We start from the raw sequence: 15,604 nt of genomic DNA, 5'->3' as shown, positions 1-15,604 counted from the left end.
GTTAACCGACGGACCCTTCCATCTGCAGTTCAATCAAGCGGTTCAGCTCAAGGGCATATTCCATGGGCAGTTCACGGGCGATCGGCTCAATGAAGCCGCGCACGATCATGGCCATGGCCTCGTCCTCAGGCATGCCGCGGGACATCAGATAGAAGAGCTGCTCTTCGCTGACTCGGGAAACGGTGGCCTCGTGACCCATGACGACGTCGTCTTCGCGGATGTCGATGTACGGGTACGTGTCCGAGCGGGAAATGGTGTCCACCAGGAGGGCGTCGCAACGGACCGTGTTGGCCGAGTGCTTTGCACCTTCGCGGACCTGGACCAAGCCGCGGTAAGCCGCACGGCCACCGCCGCGGGCCACGGACTTGGAAATAATGGAGCTCTTGGTGTTCGGTGCGATATGCACCATCTTGGAGCCGGTGTCCTGGTGCTGGCCCTCGCCGGCAAAGGCGATGGACAGGGTTTCACCCTTGGCGTGCTCGCCTACCAGGTAAACGGCCGGGTACTTCATGGTCACCTTGGAGCCGATGTTGCCATCGATCCATTCCATGGTGGCGCCCTCTTCGCAGATGGCGCGCTTGGTGACGAGGTTGTACACGTTGTTGGACCAGTTCTGGATGGTCGTGTAGCGGACGCGGGCGCCCTTCTTCACGATGATCTCCACAACGGCGGAGTGCAGGGAGTCCGAGGTGTAGATCGGAGCCGTGCAACCTTCGATGTAGTGAACGTAGGAGTCCTCATCGGCGATGATCAGGGTGCGCTCGAACTGGCCCATGTTTTCCGTGTTGATGCGGAAGTAAGCCTGGAGCGGGATGTCCACGTGCACGCCCTTGGGCACGTACACGAACGATCCACCGGACCATACCGCCGTGTTCAGGGAAGCGAACTTGTTGTCGCCCACGGGGATGATGGTGCCGAAGTACTCCTGGAAGATCTCCGGGTGTTCGCGCAAGGCGGTGTCCGTGTCCAGGAAGATGACGCCCTGGGCTTCAAGGTCTTCACGGATCTGGTGGTAGACAACCTCGGATTCGTACTGGGCCGCGACGCCGGAAACGAGCCGGCTGCGCTCAGCTTCCGGGATGCCGAGCTTTTCGTAGGTGTTCCGGATGTCCTCCGGCAGGTCTTCCCACGTTGCCGCTTGCTTCTCGGTGGAACGCACAAAGTACTTGATGTTGTCGAAGTCGATGCCGGAGAGGTCTGCACCCCACGTAGGCATGGGCTTACGGTCGAAGTACTTCAGGCCCTTGAGGCGTAGATCGAGCATCCATTCGGGCTCGTTCTTCTTCGAGGAGATGTCGCGGACAACGTCCTCGTTGAGGCCACGACGGGCATTCGCGCCTACGTCGTTCTTGTCGGCCCAGCCGTACTCGTAGTTTCCGATACCGTGCAGTTCGGGATTCTTCTCCAGAATCTCCGAGATCACAGTGCCGTCAGCTACCGCTTTCTCTGCTAATTGGTCCGTCATCACGGCCTTTCTTGCTGGTTGTTTGATTCCTGGTACGGGTTCCCGGACTGCTCTGCGGTGCTGTGATGCACCGTGGCAGCTGGTCGCCCGGTAGGTATGTGGGTGGTGCAGACGTGCCCGCCTTGCGCCAGGGTTGAAAGACGCCGGACATCGACGCCCACCAAGCGGGAAAAGACTTTGGTCTCGCTGTCGCAAAAAACAGGGAATTCCGCTGCGAGCTGCTGGATGGGGCAATGTCCCTGGCAGAGCTGGACACTGGAAAATTCTGCCGGCAGAGGGGCTTTGGCCTCAATGGAATGGGCAGAGGCTACATAGCCATCCCGGCTGAGGGCCTTGGATAAGGCCAGGGCTCGGGCGCCGATGTCCTGCCCGGCGGCGGCAACTTCCGGTGCATACCGGCGCTCCATTTCAGAGAAGCGCTCCTCTGCATACTCGCGGACTGCATCTTCGCCGGCAATTTCCTGTAGCCGCCTGAGCGCGGAGCTGGCGATGTTCAAGTAGTCATCGCCAAGCTTGGATTGCCCTTGTGAACTCAGGACATAACGGCGCGCAGGACGTCCGGCACCGGCTCCCGCCTTGGCGACGCGCTTGACTTCGATAACGCCATTGCGCTCAAGATGATCCAGATGGCGGCGGACCGCTGCAGGCGTGAAACCAAGGAGATCGCCCAGCTCAGCGGCACTCACGGGGCCGTTCTCCAACACAGCACCCAGAACGCGGTCCCTTGTGCGGTCCTCCGCGTCCGGCAGCACAGACGAAGGCGCGAAGGCCTCTGCCGCTGCAGCATGCCGCCTGGAGGGCATGGAAATTGGACTGCTCATGGAATACACAACACAATCATGTCGTAATTTGTTTCATGCATCCAGTAAGGCAAGACTGACCTTAGTCACCCGCCAGGTGCGACCGTACTACTTCGCGTAGAATACTTTGGTGCGATCCACCGATTCCCCTGTCCTCACTATAGACGGACTCATTAAGGATGTAGGGCCCCTGGCTGCCCTTGACGGCAAAATGCTCCGTGTTGTGAGTGGCCTGTCCATGGTGGCTGAACGGGGCCGGATTACCGCCCTCCTCGGGGCCAATGGCGCCGGCAAGACCACCACCCTTGAATGTGCCCAAGGTTTGCAGAAACGGACTGGTGGAACTATTTCACTTCTGGGCGCAGACCCGGATACTGCCGGCGCTGACTTGAGGTCCCGGGTAGGCGTCATGCTTCAGGATGGCGGGCTCCCGCCGTCGGCCCGTCCAATCCCCCTGTTGCGTCACGTTGCCGGCATGTACCGGAACCCCATGGACGTCGATGCCCTCGTGGATCGCCTGGGCATTGCCCAGTTCAGCCGCACCAGTGTGCGGCGCCTCTCAGGTGGCCAAAAGCAACGGGTGGCCTTGGCTGCGGCCTTGATTGGCAACCCCGAGGTCCTCTTCCTCGATGAACCCAGCGCTGGATTGGATCCTCATTCGCGCCAAGTGGTTTTCGACCTCATTGCAGAATTGCGCGACGCCGGCATGGGCATCATCCTCACGACGCACCTGATGGATGACGCCGAGCGCCTGGCGGACTACGTCTACATCATCGACGGCGGACACAACGTCGCCGAGGGGACGGTCGCTGACCTTCTGCGGCACGATCATTCCGCCGATACCGCGATCACGGACCGGACCCTCTTTTTCGATGCGCCGCCTGGACTCGAGTTCAAAGGCGTCCTTGGTGCAGGCCTGCAAGTCCTTGAAACCCGTGCCGGCAGTTACTCGATCACCGGTGCTCTGGCACCTGCAGACCTTGCCGCCCTGACCGCCTGGTGGGCCGAACGGAACATCATGCCAGCGTCCCTGAGACTCGAGGCGCGGAGCCTTGAGGACGTTTTCCTGGACATTTCCGGAAGGGACCTCCGATGAGCAAGCTCCTCTCCCCCAATGCCGGGCCCGCTTCCCTGCCTCGCCGTATTCTCCAGCAGGGCCGCTACGAGACCATCACTATGCTGCGGAACGGCGAACAGCTGATTCTTGCCGTCGTCCTTCCGCTTCTTGCTTTGGCCGGGCTGACTGTTACTCCCCTGCTGGATGGGCTCGGAGGCTCGCGCATTGACGTGGCGACGCCCGGAATCCTCGCTCTCTGTGCCATGTCCACCGCCTTCACCGGACAGGGCATTGCCACAGGATTTGACCGGCGTTACGGAGTTCTGCGCTTCCTCTCCACCACTCCCCTGGGTCGTGGTGGCCTGATCGCCGGCAAAATACTGGCTGTGCTCGTCGTTCTCTTCCTCCAAGTGCTGGTCGTGGGGGCAGTCGCCGGGCTCCTGGGCTGGCAGCCGCGGGCGGAGGCATGGCTTCCAGGCCTTGGGATCCTTGTCCTGGGTGCGGCCGCGTTCACTGCGCTGGGGCTCCTGGTCGCTGGAACTGTTCGGCCTGAAGCCACCTTGGCCATCACCAATCTCCTGTGGATCCTCCTCGGAGCGCTGGGCGGGATTGTTGTCCCGGCGGAAAGGCTCCCCGCCATAGCCCAGGGCATCGTGCACTTCCTGCCCTCCGGCGCACTGGGCCAAGCATTGCGGGATGCCTTCATTTTGGGCATCGTGCCCTTCCCGGCCGTACTGGTCCTCCTGATGTGGACATTGCTGGCTGGCGCCGCGGCCATTCGCTGGTTCAAGTGGAACTGACAACAAGCAGAACTGAGAGTTGAGCAAACTGTGAGCACGGCATCGCGCCTCCCTAAATCCGTCCAGCGATTCACCACCAAGCTGCCGACGGAAGTAAACCGCACTATCCGCCGACTCTCGGTCCTTTCCCTGATCGGACAGACCGTGCTTGTAGTGACCGGTGGTGCAGTTCGCCTTACGGCTTCGGGCCTTGGCTGCCCTACGTGGCCGCGATGCACCGACGAATCCCTCGTCAACACGCCTGAAATGGGCATTCACGGTCTTATCGAGTTCGGCAACCGGATGCTCACGTTCGCGTTGGCGGCGGTTGCGGCGCTCATGTTGGTCTACTTGTGGAATCTCCGCAAAGAACGCCGCGACCTCTTCATGCTTGCTCTTGGCCTCCTGGCGAGCATCCCGGCTCAGGCCATCATCGGCGGAATCACAGTCCTGTCCAACCTCAACCCTTGGGTTGTGGGCCTGCACTTCCTGGTATCCATGGCCTTGGTTGTCTTCGCGACGCTGCTTGTTAACCGCGCTTTTGGCCGCACGGGACGATTCATGAAGCACGCGCTGCCTACACTGCCTTCGGTTGCCCGGCCTGTGATGTTGGCCATCGCCGTCTTCTCGGCCATAGCTGTCATGCTCGGCGTAGTAGTCACAGGCGCCGGTCCGCACGCGGGCGATGCCGATGCGCCCCGCAATGATCTGGACTGGGACTTCTTCTCGCACATTCACGCTGTGCCCGCTTACCTGATCACAGCCGGGACATTGTTTGCTGTGTACTTTGTGGTCCGGCATAAGATTGGCGGCCCGTTCCGAACCGCTGCCTTCCTGCTGCTCGCCGTGACGTTGCTGCAAGCCGTCATCGGGTTCACCCAGTACTACAACGGAATTCCTGCGCTTCTCGTGGGCGCACACATGCTTGGCGCAGCCCTGCTGATGAGCGCATCCACCAACGCGGCCGACATCGCAAAGTACAGCCCCGCCAAGTAGCGCTCTCTCACATCGGGCCGCGCTGGGTGGGATGTTCTCTCACATCCTGCGGCCTGTGGCCGGATGTTCTTTCATGTCCTGCGGCCTGTGGCCGGATGTTCTTTCATGTCCTGCGGCCTGTGGCCGGATGTTCTTGCACATGCAGGATCCTTGAGCCCGATGTTTTCTCAGATCCAGGGTCGGCAATCAACAGGTAATGAATGACTCACAACCAACTTGACGATGAGGGCATTCGTCGATTACCCCGTGGGATGTGAGAGAACATCCGGGGAAAACCGGTGGGATGTGAGAGAAGATCAGTGAAAAACCGGTCAGGATGTGAGAGAAGATCAGTGAAAAACCGGTGGGATGTGAGAGAACATCCGGGGAAAACCGGTGGGATGTGAGAGAGGATCGGTGGAAATGCGGTGGGATGTGAGAGAGCATCGGGGGGAAATGAAAAGGCGCGACGCCGGGACTCGGGTGAGTGCCGGCGTCGCGCCTTCTTTGTCTTGCCTTCTTTGTCTTGCCTTCTTTTGCGGAAAGCGGTCCCGAAGGTTAGCCGCCGATGATCGGTGATCCGATGAAGGGGTCTACTGCCAGCGCGATGAAGAGCAGCGTCAGGTAGCTGATGGAGCCGTGGAAGACCTTCATGGCCCCCTTGTTGGAGACGTCGCCGCCCTGTGCCCGCTTGTAGAGTGCGTGGCTCTCGTAAAGGAACCAGGCGCCGGCAGCTACAGCCGCAATTGTGTAGACCCAGCCCGCGCGGCCAACGGGAACCATCAGGAGCGAGCAGGCCACCATCGCCCAGGCGTAAAGGACCACCTGCACCGAAACCACCTTGGCTCCTGCAATGGCTCCGAGCATGGGCACGTTCGCGTTGCGGTAGTCCTCGCCGTAGCGCATGGACAGCGGCCAGTAGTGCGGAGGCGTCCACAGGAAGATGACCATGAACAGCACAATGGCGGGCCACTCAACGGTGTTCGTGACTGCAGCCCAGGCGATCAGCACCGGGAAGCAGCCAGCAGCCCCGCCCCAAACGATGTTTTGTGCCGTGCGGCGCTTCAGGATCATGGTGTAGATGACTACATAGAAAACGATGGCGCCCAGTCCAAGCCATGCGGACAAAGGATTCGCACCAAACCACAGGATGGCGATTGAAGCGGCGCCGAGAATCCATGCGAAGACCAAAGCCTCCCTGGGTGAAACTTCACCGGTGACCAACGGACGCTTCTCGGTGCGGTGCATCAATTTGTCGATGTCGCGGTCGATGTAGCAGTTGAATACTCCGGCGCTGCCTGCCGCGAAGGCACCGCCAACGAGCGTTGCCAGAATGAGCCCAATAGACGGGAACCCGCGCTGGGCAAAGATCATGGTGGGGAGCGTGCTGACCAGGAGCAGCTCTATGACACGGGGCTTGGTGAGAGCCAGATACGCCTTTAACTTACGGGAGATTCCGATGCTTCCCCGGGCCGGGGACGCGTTGAGGGGCGTATCAGTTGTGCTCACGGCGGCAGTCACTCTGTTCTATGCTCTGGGTTTCTCGCAGCGGCTGCCGTCCGGGTTTCCGAGAAGGAACCGCAGGCGCATGAAACCGCTGGTGGCCTTCAGATATCATACCGTGGCCGGAAGTGCGTCCGTGTCCGCAAAAAACGCCAATGTTTCGGAAAGTTCACTTCCCAGGGGCGCCATCGTGATTCATATAAGGGAAATTCTGTCCAGTTAGTGGGATTCCCTGAGTCCCAGGACACGTTTAGGGCTAAGCTGTTGAGCAGATCAGGACACGTTGACACTCCGGGAAACCGTATTCTCGGATAATCCGTGCGTCTGGATGAAGGATCAACGTTTCAATGGTGAACGGCTGGTAGACACATTGCAGCGGGCGCCATCCTGTGCTTCCTGCGTGCCGTGTCCTTCCGCCTGCCGTCAGCACAGAGAGGGGCTCGGTTTTCGTGCCACATTTGGAAGAGCAAGAACTGTCATGGACCGATCTGGACCGGAAGGCGGTTGACACCGTTCGCGTGTTGGCTGCTGACGCCGTGGAGAAGGTTGGAAATGGCCACCCCGGCACGGCTATGAGCTTGGCACCGGCAGCGTACCTGCTGTTCCAGAAGCTGATGCGCCATGACCCGAAGAACCCTGATTGGATTGGGCGTGACCGGTTCGTCCTGTCCCCCGGCCACACGTCACTGACGCTTTACATCCAGCTGTTCCTCTCCGGATACGGCCTGGAACTGAAGGACCTCGAAGCACTGCGTACCTGGGGTTCGCTGACCCCGGGGCACCCCGAGTACAAGCACACCGCGGGTGTGGAGATTACGACCGGCCCGTTGGGCCAGGGCTTGGCTTCGGCTGTTGGCTTCGCCTACTCTCAGCGCCGCCAGCGCGGCCTGTTCGACGCCGATGCTCCCGCCGGCGAGTCGCCGTTTGACCACACGATCTGGGTTATCGCTTCCGACGGCGACCTGCAGGAAGGCGTGACGTCCGAGGCGTCCTCGCTGGCCGGCCACCAGGAACTGGGCAACCTCGTGGTGATCTACGACGAGAACCACATTTCCATTGAAGACGATACTGACGTTGCGTTCACGGAAGATGTCCTGAAGCGCTACGAAGCATACGGCTGGCACACCCAGCGTGTGGACTGGACCAAGACCGGTGACTACGTCGAGGACGTCCAGGAACTCTACTCGGCGCTGCTGGCTGCGAAGGCTGAGACGAACAAGCCGTCCATCATTTCGCTGCGCACCATCATTGGCTACCCGGCCCCGAAGAAGCAGAACACGGGCAAGATCCACGGCTCGGCCCTGGGTGCCGAGGAAGTCGCAGCGCTGAAGACCGTGCTTGGTTTCGATCCCGCGAAGTCCTTCGATGTTGACGAAGAGGTCCTGGCACACGCCCGCAAGGTCCTGGACCGTGGCGCCGAATCCCGCGCTGCCTGGCAGCCCTCGTTCGAGGCCTGGCAGTCCGCCAACCCGGACGCGGCTGCCCTGCTGGAGCGCGTTGAGGCCAAGAAGCTTCCCGTGGGCATCGACGCCGCGCTGCCGGTGTTCGAAGCCGGCAAGGACGTCTCCACCCGTGCAGCATCGGGCAAGGTCCTGAACGCGATCGGCCCGGTCCTCCCCGAGCTGTGGGGCGGTTCCGCCGACCTCGCCGAGTCCAACAACACCACCATTGAAGGCTCGCCGTCGTTTATCCCCACCTCGCGCTCCACCGATGCGTGGAAGGGCAACCCGTATGGACGCGTGCTGCACTTCGGTATCCGTGAGCACGCAGCTGCGTCGATCGTGAACGGCATTTCCCTGCATGGACGCACCCGTGCGTTCTCGGGCACGTTCCTGATCTTCTCGGATTACCAGCGTCCGGCCATCCGCCTCGGCGCATTGATGGGTGTCCCGTCCTTGTACGTGTGGACGCACGACTCCATCGGCCTGGGCGAAGACGGTCCTACCCACCAGCCCGTGGAGCAACTCGCTTCGCTGCGTGCCATCCCGGGCCTGGACGTGGTCCGCCCCGGTGACGCGAACGAGGTCTCGGCAGCGTGGAAGGCCATGCTCGAGAACCACGAGAACCCAGCCGGCATCGTGCTGACCCGCCAGAACATCCCCACCTACGCCCGCGGCGAAGGCACAGCAGAAGGAGACACCTTCGGTTCCACCGCTGGTGTGGCCAAGGGCGGTTACGTCCTGGCTGAGGCTTCCAAGGACGGCGAAACCGTTGACGCGCAGGTCATCCTGATCGGCACCGGCTCCGAGGTCCAGCTCGCCGTCGCAGCCCGCGAAGCACTCCAGGCCGAAGGCATCGCCACCCGCGTTGTTTCCATGCCGTGCGTGGAATGGTTCAACAAGCAGGACGAGGCCTACCGTGAGTCCGTGCTCCCGGCCGATGTGAAGGCACGCGTTTCCGTCGAAGCCGGCCTTGCGCTGGGATGGCGCGAATTCGTCGGTGACGCCGGACGTATGGTCTCCCTTGAACACTTCGGTGCCTCGGCAGACTACAAGCGGTTGTTCCAGGAATTCGGCATTACTGCCGAAGCTGTTGCCGCCGCTGCTAAAGACTCCCTCGCAGGCCTGAGCGCCTGATACCTCTATCAAGGAGAAAACAAATGACCAGCACCCCCACGCAGCAACTCTCCGACGCCGGCGTTTCCATCTGGCTCGATGACCTTTCCCGCAACCGCCTCGAAACGGGCACGCTGCAGAAGCTCATCGACGAAAAGAACGTCGTCGGTGTCACCACCAACCCGTCCATCTTCCACGCCGCCATCACCACCGGCACGGACTATGACGGCACGATCGCCGCGCAGGCCGCGGCCGGTGCCAGCGTCGAAGAGACCATCTTCGAGATCACCACCACCGACGTCGCCGACGCCTGCGATCTGTTCGCACCGGTCGCCGCCGCCACCAATGGCGTGGACGGCCGCGTGTCCATCGAGGTGGATCCCCGACTGGCCTGGGATACACAGGCCACGATTGCGGAGGCCAAGCACCTGTACGGCAAGGTCAACAAGGACAACGTCCACATCAAGATCCCCGCAACCTTGGAAGGCCTGGAGGCCATCACGGCAACCCTGGCCGAGGGCATCAGCGTCAACGTGACCCTCATCTTCTCCCTGGAGCGCTACCGCGCCGTCATCAACGCCTTCCAGTCCGGCCTGGAGCAGGCCAAGGACAACGGCCACGACCTCTCCAAGATCCACTCCGTGGCATCCTTCTTCGTTTCCCGCGTGGACACCGAGATCGACAAGCGCCTTAACGCCATCGGCACCGACGAAGCCAAGGCCCTCAAGGGCAAGGCGGGCGTCGCCAACGCACGGCTCGCCTACCAGGTCTACGAAGAGCTGTTCTCCACCGAACGTTGGACCTTGCTCGCCGAAGCCGGCGCCCTCCCCCAGCGTCCGCTTTGGGCCTCCACCGGCGTCAAGGACCCGGCCTACCCGGACACCCTGTACGTCACCGAACTCGTCGCCCCTGGCGTGGTCAACACCATGCCGGAAAAGACACTCGATGCAACGTTCGATCACGGCGTAGTCACCGGAGACACCATCACGGGCACCTATGCAGAAGCCAACCAGACCCTCGACGCACTCGAGGCACTCGGCGTCTCCTACAACGACGTCGTAGCTGTCCTTGAGACCGAAGGCCTCGAGAAGTTCGTGGCCAGCTGGAAGGAACTCCTGGCCGACGTCGAAGGCGCCCTCGCCACCGCACGGAAGGCTTCCTAACCAACCATGAGCACAATCAGCTACGACGCCAGCGGTGCCGCGCAGCAGGCCATCGCCCAGAACATCACCAGCCTGGTAGAGGACAAGGTCGCCACGAGGATTTTCGCCAAAGACCACACGCTGTGGGGTCCTGAAGCCGAGTCCGAGTCGGCCATCCGACTGGGCTGGGTTGAGGCTGCCGCCGTATCGCAACCTTTGGTGGAGAGCATTCTCGAACTTCGCGATGCTCTCCGCGCCGAGGGCGTCTCCCGTATTGTCCTCTGTGGCATGGGTGGCTCCTCCTTGGCTCCTGAGGTCATCGCCGGTACCGCCGGCGTCGAGCTGACTGTGCTGGACAGCACAGATCCCGAGCAGGTCAGTGCTGCTTTGACGGACGGGCTGGCGGCGACTGCAATTGTCGTCTCCTCCAAGTCCGGTTCAACTGTTGAGACCGATTCCCAGCGCAGGGTGTTCGAGAAAGCGTTCAACGACGCCGGCATCGACGCCAAGAGCCGCATCATCATCGTCACGGATCCGGGATCGCCGCTGGACAAGGCATCCCGCGAAGCCGGCTACCGAGCCGTCTTCAACGCCGATCCCAACGTCGGCGGCCGGTTCTCTGCCCTCACGGCTTTCGGGCTTGTCCCTTGCGGGCTGGCTGGCGTCGACATCCAGGCTTTCCTGGACGAAGCTGAGGAGGCTGCCGAGATCCTCAATGAGGACTCGGAGGACAACATTGGCCTTGCTTTGGGCATTGCCTTGGGCGGTACCAAGCCTCTGCGCAACAAGATCGTCATTGCCGAGGACGGTTCCGGCATTGTGGGCTTTGCTGACTGGGCCGAGCAGCTCATCGCGGAGTCCACGGGCAAGCTCGGCACGGGTGTGCTGCCTGTTGTCGCGGGACCGGATTCCCCCGAGGCGCTTGGCGGCGCAGAGGATGTCCTGGTGGTCCGACTGGTCAGTGCGGACGCCGACGTCGAACTTCGTGAAAACGAAGTTGCGATCGCAGGTGGCCTGGCTTCCCAGATGTTCCTTTGGGAATTCGCGACCGCAGTTGCAGGACGTCTGCTGGGCATCAACCCGTTTGACCAGCCCGATGTCGAGGCTGCCAAGGTGGCCGCGCGCGGCTTGCTGGATGCCCGCCCTGAGCCAACTCCGGCCGCGTTCACCGACGGCGTCGTGGAGGTTCGCGGCGGCGATTGGCTCGGTAGTGCTGCCACCGCAGCCGAAGCCGTGCAGGCACTTCTGGCCCAGCTTGGTCCTGACGGTTACCTCAGTGTCCAGGCTTACCTGGACCGCATCTCCCATGCGCCCCTGGAAGGTATCCGTGACGAACTCGCCGCTGTCTCCGGCCGTCCGGTGACGTTCGGATGGGGCCCGCGGTTCCTGCATTCCACGGGTCAGTTCCACAAGGGCGGTCCGGCTATTGGTGTGTTCCTTCAGATCACGGCGGCCTCGTCTTTGGATCTGGAAATCCCTGACCGCCCCTTCACTTTCGGGGAGCTCATTGCTGCACAGGCCTCGGGCGACGCCCAGGTCCTGGAAGGCCATGGCCGTCCCGTGTTGCGCCTGCACCTCACCGAGCGTGCGGCCGGCGTAGCCCAGCTCCAGGAAGTCGTCGCTGCACTGGCCGGCCAGGCCAGCGCACTCGAAAGCTAAGGCACAAAACCAAACATGCCAGAAACTGAAAACGGCAGGAAGAACGCCGGCCTGCGGAATCCCTTGCGGGATCCGCGGGACCGGCGCCTGAACCGCATCGCCGGGCCGTCGTCGTTGGTGTTCTTCGGAGTCACCGGCGACCTCGCCCGTAAGAAACTCATGCCTGCGGTCTATGACCTCGCCAACCGCGGCCTGCTTCCGCCAAGCTTTGCCTTGGTTGGGTTCGGACGACGTGAGTGGGACAACGCCGACTTCGCGGCGGAGGTGAAAGAGAACGTCAAGGCCCATGCACGAACGAAGTTTGACGAAGCCGTCTGGGAACAGTTGGCTTCGGGCATCCGCTTCGTTCAGGGCGAGTTCGACGACGACGACGCCTTTGAGCGCCTCGGCGACGTGCTGGAGGAGCTGGACGAGACCCGCGGCACGCGGGGCAACCATGGCTTCTACCTCTCCATCCCGCCCAAGGCATTCGAGCAGGTCTGTCGCCAGCTCTCCAAGCATGGCCTGGCTCAGGCGAAGCCCGGCCAGTGGCGGCGAGTTGTCATCGAAAAGCCGTTCGGTCACGACCTCGAGTCAGCCCGTCAGCTCAACGACATCGTCGAGTCAGTGTTCCCACCGGATGCTGTGTTCAGGATCGATCATTACCTGGGCAAGGAAACGGTCCAGAACATTCTGGCGCTGCGCTTCGCGAACCAGTTGTTCGAACCGCTCTGGAACGCCAACTATGTTGACCACGTCCAGATCACCATGGCCGAGGACATCGGCACCGGTGGCCGTGCAGGCTACTACGACGGCGTGGGCGCGGCCCGCGACGTCATCCAGAACCACCTGCTGCAGCTCCTGGCCTTGACGGCGATGGAAGAGCCCATTTCCTTCAACGCCGATGACCTGCGTGCCGAGAAGGAAAAGGTCCTCGCGGCCGTTAAGCTGCCCGATGATTTGTCCACGCATTCCGCCAGGGGACAATTTACCGGTGGCTGGCAGGGCGGCGAAGAGGTACTGGGGTACTTGGATGAGGACGGCATCCCCGCAAACTCAAAGACGGAAACGTATGCTGCAATCCGCGTGGACATCAACACCCGCCGCTGGAACGGTGTCCCGTTCTACCTTCGCGCCGGCAAGCGTCTTGGCCGTCGAGTGACCGAGATCGCGGTCGTCTTTAAGCGTGCACCCAACCTGCTGTTCCGGGACCACAACGACGACGACTTCGGCCAGAACGCCGTGGTGATCCGTGTTCAGCCTGACGAGGGCGCCACAATCCGATTTGGTTCCAAGGTCCCGGGCACGCAAATGGAGGTCCGCGACGTCACGATGGACTTCGGCTACGGCCACTCGTTTACGGAGTCCAGCCCGGAAGCCTACGAACGACTCATCCTGGACGTACTCCTGGGCGAACCGCCGCTTTTCCCGCGCCACCAGGAAGTCGAGCTGTCCTGGAAGATCCTGGACCCGTTCGAAGAGTACTGGGCGGGCCTGGAAGAACAACCGCAACCGTACGCACCCGGTAGCTGGGGACCGGCTTCAGCCGATGAACTCCTTGCCCGTGATGGACGAACCTGGAGAAGGCCATGATCGTAGATCTTCCCGACACAACCACCTCCAAGATCTCCAAGAAGATCATGTCGCTAAGGGAACAAGGCGGCGTGATCGCCCTGGGCCGTGTGCTGACCCTGGTGGTTGTCACGAAGTCCGGGCAGGAAGAAGACGCCATCGAGGCGGCCAACGAGGCCAGCCGCGAACACCCCTGCCGCATCATCGTGCTTGCCGATGCCGGGGTGGAGGCACCGGACCGCCTTGACGCGCAGATCCGCGTTGGCGGCGACGCCGGTGCGTCCGAAGTGATCGTGCTGCGAGGGTTCGGACACATGGCCCACGAAAGTGAATCGCTCGTGGCCGGGCTGTTGCTCCCGGACGCACCGATCGTGGCCTGGTGGCCTCATGGCGCACCGGAAAGCGCCTGCGAGACGTCCATCGGTCGTATTGCCCACCGGCGCATCACCGACTCCGCGAACGAGCCTGATCCCGCCCAGGCGCTGGAGAACATTCGCCGGACATACAAGGCAGGCGACACGGATCTCGCATGGACGCGCCTGACGAACTGGCGCATGCAGCTTGCAGCCGTGTTCGACCAAGTGGACAACGACCCCGTCTCCGCCGTAGCCGTTGAAGGTGCTTCTGACTCCCCCAGCACTCTGCTCCTCGCAGCCTGGTTGGGCCTTGCCCTGCAGGCGCCGGTAACGATCGTTGCCGATCCGGCGGGTACGGGCATCCGTCGCGTCCGCATGACGCGTGCCAGCGGTGACGTTCAGCTTTTCCGCCCCGGATTGTCCGTGGCTGAGCTGACGCAGCCCGGCCAGCCTGCCCAGCGCATCACCCTCCCCCGACGCAGCCTGAAAGATTGCCTCGCCGAAGAACTTCGCCGGCTGGACCCGGACGAAGTTTTCGGAGAAGTGATTACGATGGGACTGCCATTAACCAGTCAGAGGAGAGTCCAGACCAGTGCACGCTGAGCCCAGAGTAAGCATCCACCCCGATTCCAAGGTGCTCATGGCGGCCATTGCGGCCCGCCTGATCACCAAGCTCGTGGATGTCCAGGACAAGCACGGTGAGGCCACGGTGGTCCTGACAGGAGGCACTGTCGGGATTGGCACCCTGAAGGCGGTGGCGGATTCTGCTGCGGCACCAGCTGTCGATTGGTCTAAGGTGAACTTCTGGTGGGGTGATGAACGGTTTGTGGCCGCGGGCAGCGATGATCGCAATACCCGCCAGGCACACCAGGCCCTGCTCGCGCACCTTCCTGTTGATCCTGCCCGCGTCCATGAGCCGGGTTCATCGGACGAGTTCGCATCGGCTGATGACGCTGCGGCTGACTATGCCGACAGGCTGAAGGCAGCAGCAGAGGCAGAGCATGCCGCTGACATGTCCGATACCCGTCCGGAGGAGCCCGGTGTCTTGCCGCGCTTCGACGTACTGCTACTCGGTGTTGGTCCAGACGCCCACGTCGCTTCCCTTTTCCCGGAGCAGGCAGCCATCAGGGAGAAGAACCGTACAGTGGTGGGCGTTGAAAACTCACCCAAGCCCCCGCCGTCGCGCATTTCCTTGACTTTGCCCGCCATCAATACGGCGCAGGAGATCTGGATGGTGGTAGCGGGCGAGGACAAGGCCGGTGCCGTGGGCCTTGCCCTGGCAGGCGCCAACCCTGTTCAGGTCCCCGCAGCAGGCCCCGTTGGGCGCTCCAGGACCCTGTGGCTCATCGACGAGAACGCTGCGTCACGTGTCCCCCAGCAGTTGGTCCGGAAGGACCCCGCGGGCGCGTAACCGCTCCAACGCTCCAGCCAGGACGATTTCGGCGTCCTGGCTGGAGCGTCTTTCTTTAACGTAATCCAAGTGGGACTTGAAGAGGTCGTCTTCGGGCCGGGATTCCGCAACCTGGCCGGGGTCTCTCGATGCAAGGAGGCCGCATTTGGGGCAGTCCCAGTTCTTCGGTATTTGTTCGTCGGGCAGTTTAAGAAAAACAAGCCGCGTCTCGTGTCCCTTGGCGCACCAATAGGGGACACGAATACGCGGCAGTTGTTCTCCATCGCCGTGGTCGCTTTGATGTCGGGGAGCAGATCCCAGTGCTACACCAACGCGGGTGCCCCGGTAACCAGGCGTGCCATGAACCATTTT

13 protein-coding genes are annotated in these 15,604 nt (G+C 62.1%); 9 read left to right on the top strand and 4 right to left on the bottom strand.

Annotated elements, in window-relative coordinates; all coding sequences use genetic code 11:
• Position 1: 1 nt before the first annotated feature.
• Entirely contained in the window at positions 2 to 1,465 is a 1,464-nt protein-coding gene (sufB, locus tag AC1DCM_RS03765; protein ID WP_431115218.1) for a Fe-S cluster assembly protein SufB, read from the bottom strand.
• The gene (locus tag AC1DCM_RS03760) at positions 1,465 to 2,286 is read right to left on the bottom strand and encodes a helix-turn-helix transcriptional regulator (protein WP_442017862.1); all 822 of its coding nucleotides are present in this window, start codon (positions 2,284 to 2,286) and stop codon (positions 1,465 to 1,467) included. The genes sufB and AC1DCM_RS03760 overlap by 1 nt, the downstream gene beginning before the upstream one ends.
• Positions 2,287 to 2,395: 109 nt before the next feature.
• On the opposite strand from AC1DCM_RS03760, the gene AC1DCM_RS03755 reads away from it, so the two are divergent.
• Genes AC1DCM_RS03755 through AC1DCM_RS03745 form a run of 3 tightly spaced genes read left to right on the top strand, consistent with a single transcriptional unit; the run spans position 2,396 to position 5,097 of the window.
• Positions 2,396 to 3,361, top strand: a complete 966-nt coding sequence (locus tag AC1DCM_RS03755) for an ABC transporter ATP-binding protein (RefSeq protein WP_477517338.1) — start codon at positions 2,396 to 2,398, stop codon at positions 3,359 to 3,361.
• Complete coding sequence (locus AC1DCM_RS03750) at positions 3,358 to 4,122, top strand: ABC transporter permease (protein WP_477517337.1); 765 nt, start codon at positions 3,358 to 3,360, stop codon at positions 4,120 to 4,122. The genes AC1DCM_RS03755 and AC1DCM_RS03750 overlap by 4 nt, the downstream gene beginning before the upstream one ends.
• Before the next feature lie 30 nt (positions 4,123 to 4,152).
• Positions 4,153 to 5,097: a COX15/CtaA family protein gene (locus tag AC1DCM_RS03745; RefSeq protein WP_477517336.1), complete on the top strand. Its 945-nt coding sequence runs from the start codon at positions 4,153 to 4,155 to the stop codon at positions 5,095 to 5,097.
• A 537-nt stretch (positions 5,098 to 5,634) separates the two neighbouring features.
• Here AC1DCM_RS03745 and AC1DCM_RS03740 read toward each other — a convergent pair.
• Entirely contained in the window at positions 5,635 to 6,597 is a 963-nt protein-coding gene (locus AC1DCM_RS03740) for a heme o synthase (protein ID WP_477517335.1), read from the bottom strand.
• A 431-nt stretch (positions 6,598 to 7,028) separates the two neighbouring features.
• On the opposite strand from AC1DCM_RS03740, the gene tkt reads away from it, so the two are divergent.
• From tkt to pgl, 6 genes are read left to right on the top strand one after another with little or no spacing between them, the layout of a single operon-like run.
• On the top strand, positions 7,029 to 9,155 hold the full coding sequence (tkt, locus tag AC1DCM_RS03735) for a transketolase (protein WP_477517334.1): 2,127 nt from the start codon (positions 7,029 to 7,031) through the stop codon (positions 9,153 to 9,155).
• A 23-nt stretch (positions 9,156 to 9,178) separates the two neighbouring features.
• Positions 9,179 to 10,297 (top strand): transaldolase, encoded by a 1,119-nt coding sequence (gene tal, locus AC1DCM_RS03730; RefSeq protein ID WP_477517333.1) that lies wholly within the window; start codon positions 9,179 to 9,181, stop codon positions 10,295 to 10,297.
• A 6-nt stretch (positions 10,298 to 10,303) separates the two neighbouring features.
• Complete coding sequence (locus AC1DCM_RS03725) at positions 10,304 to 11,935, top strand: glucose-6-phosphate isomerase (protein ID WP_477517332.1); 1,632 nt, start codon at positions 10,304 to 10,306, stop codon at positions 11,933 to 11,935.
• Between the two features lie 15 nt (positions 11,936 to 11,950).
• Complete coding sequence (zwf, locus tag AC1DCM_RS03720; protein WP_477517331.1) at positions 11,951 to 13,507, top strand: glucose-6-phosphate dehydrogenase; 1,557 nt, start codon at positions 11,951 to 11,953, stop codon at positions 13,505 to 13,507.
• Complete coding sequence (locus AC1DCM_RS03715) at positions 13,504 to 14,445, top strand: glucose-6-phosphate dehydrogenase assembly protein OpcA (protein WP_442015477.1); 942 nt, start codon at positions 13,504 to 13,506, stop codon at positions 14,443 to 14,445. The genes zwf and AC1DCM_RS03715 overlap by 4 nt, the downstream gene beginning before the upstream one ends.
• Positions 14,435 to 15,253, top strand: coding sequence for a 6-phosphogluconolactonase (pgl, locus tag AC1DCM_RS03710; protein ID WP_477517330.1), 819 nt, complete (start codon positions 14,435 to 14,437; stop codon positions 15,251 to 15,253). Before AC1DCM_RS03715 ends, pgl begins: the two co-directional genes overlap by 11 nt.
• Here pgl and AC1DCM_RS03705 read toward each other — a convergent pair.
• Positions 15,206 to 15,601, bottom strand: a complete 396-nt coding sequence (locus AC1DCM_RS03705; protein ID WP_477517329.1) for an RNA polymerase-binding protein RbpA — start codon at positions 15,599 to 15,601, stop codon at positions 15,206 to 15,208. The genes pgl and AC1DCM_RS03705 overlap by 48 nt on opposite strands.
• Positions 15,602 to 15,604 lie beyond the last annotated feature (3 nt).

This window comes from Paenarthrobacter sp. 10N417 (assembly GCF_056394745.1).
This window is presented reverse-complemented; position numbering and strand designations above follow the sequence as displayed.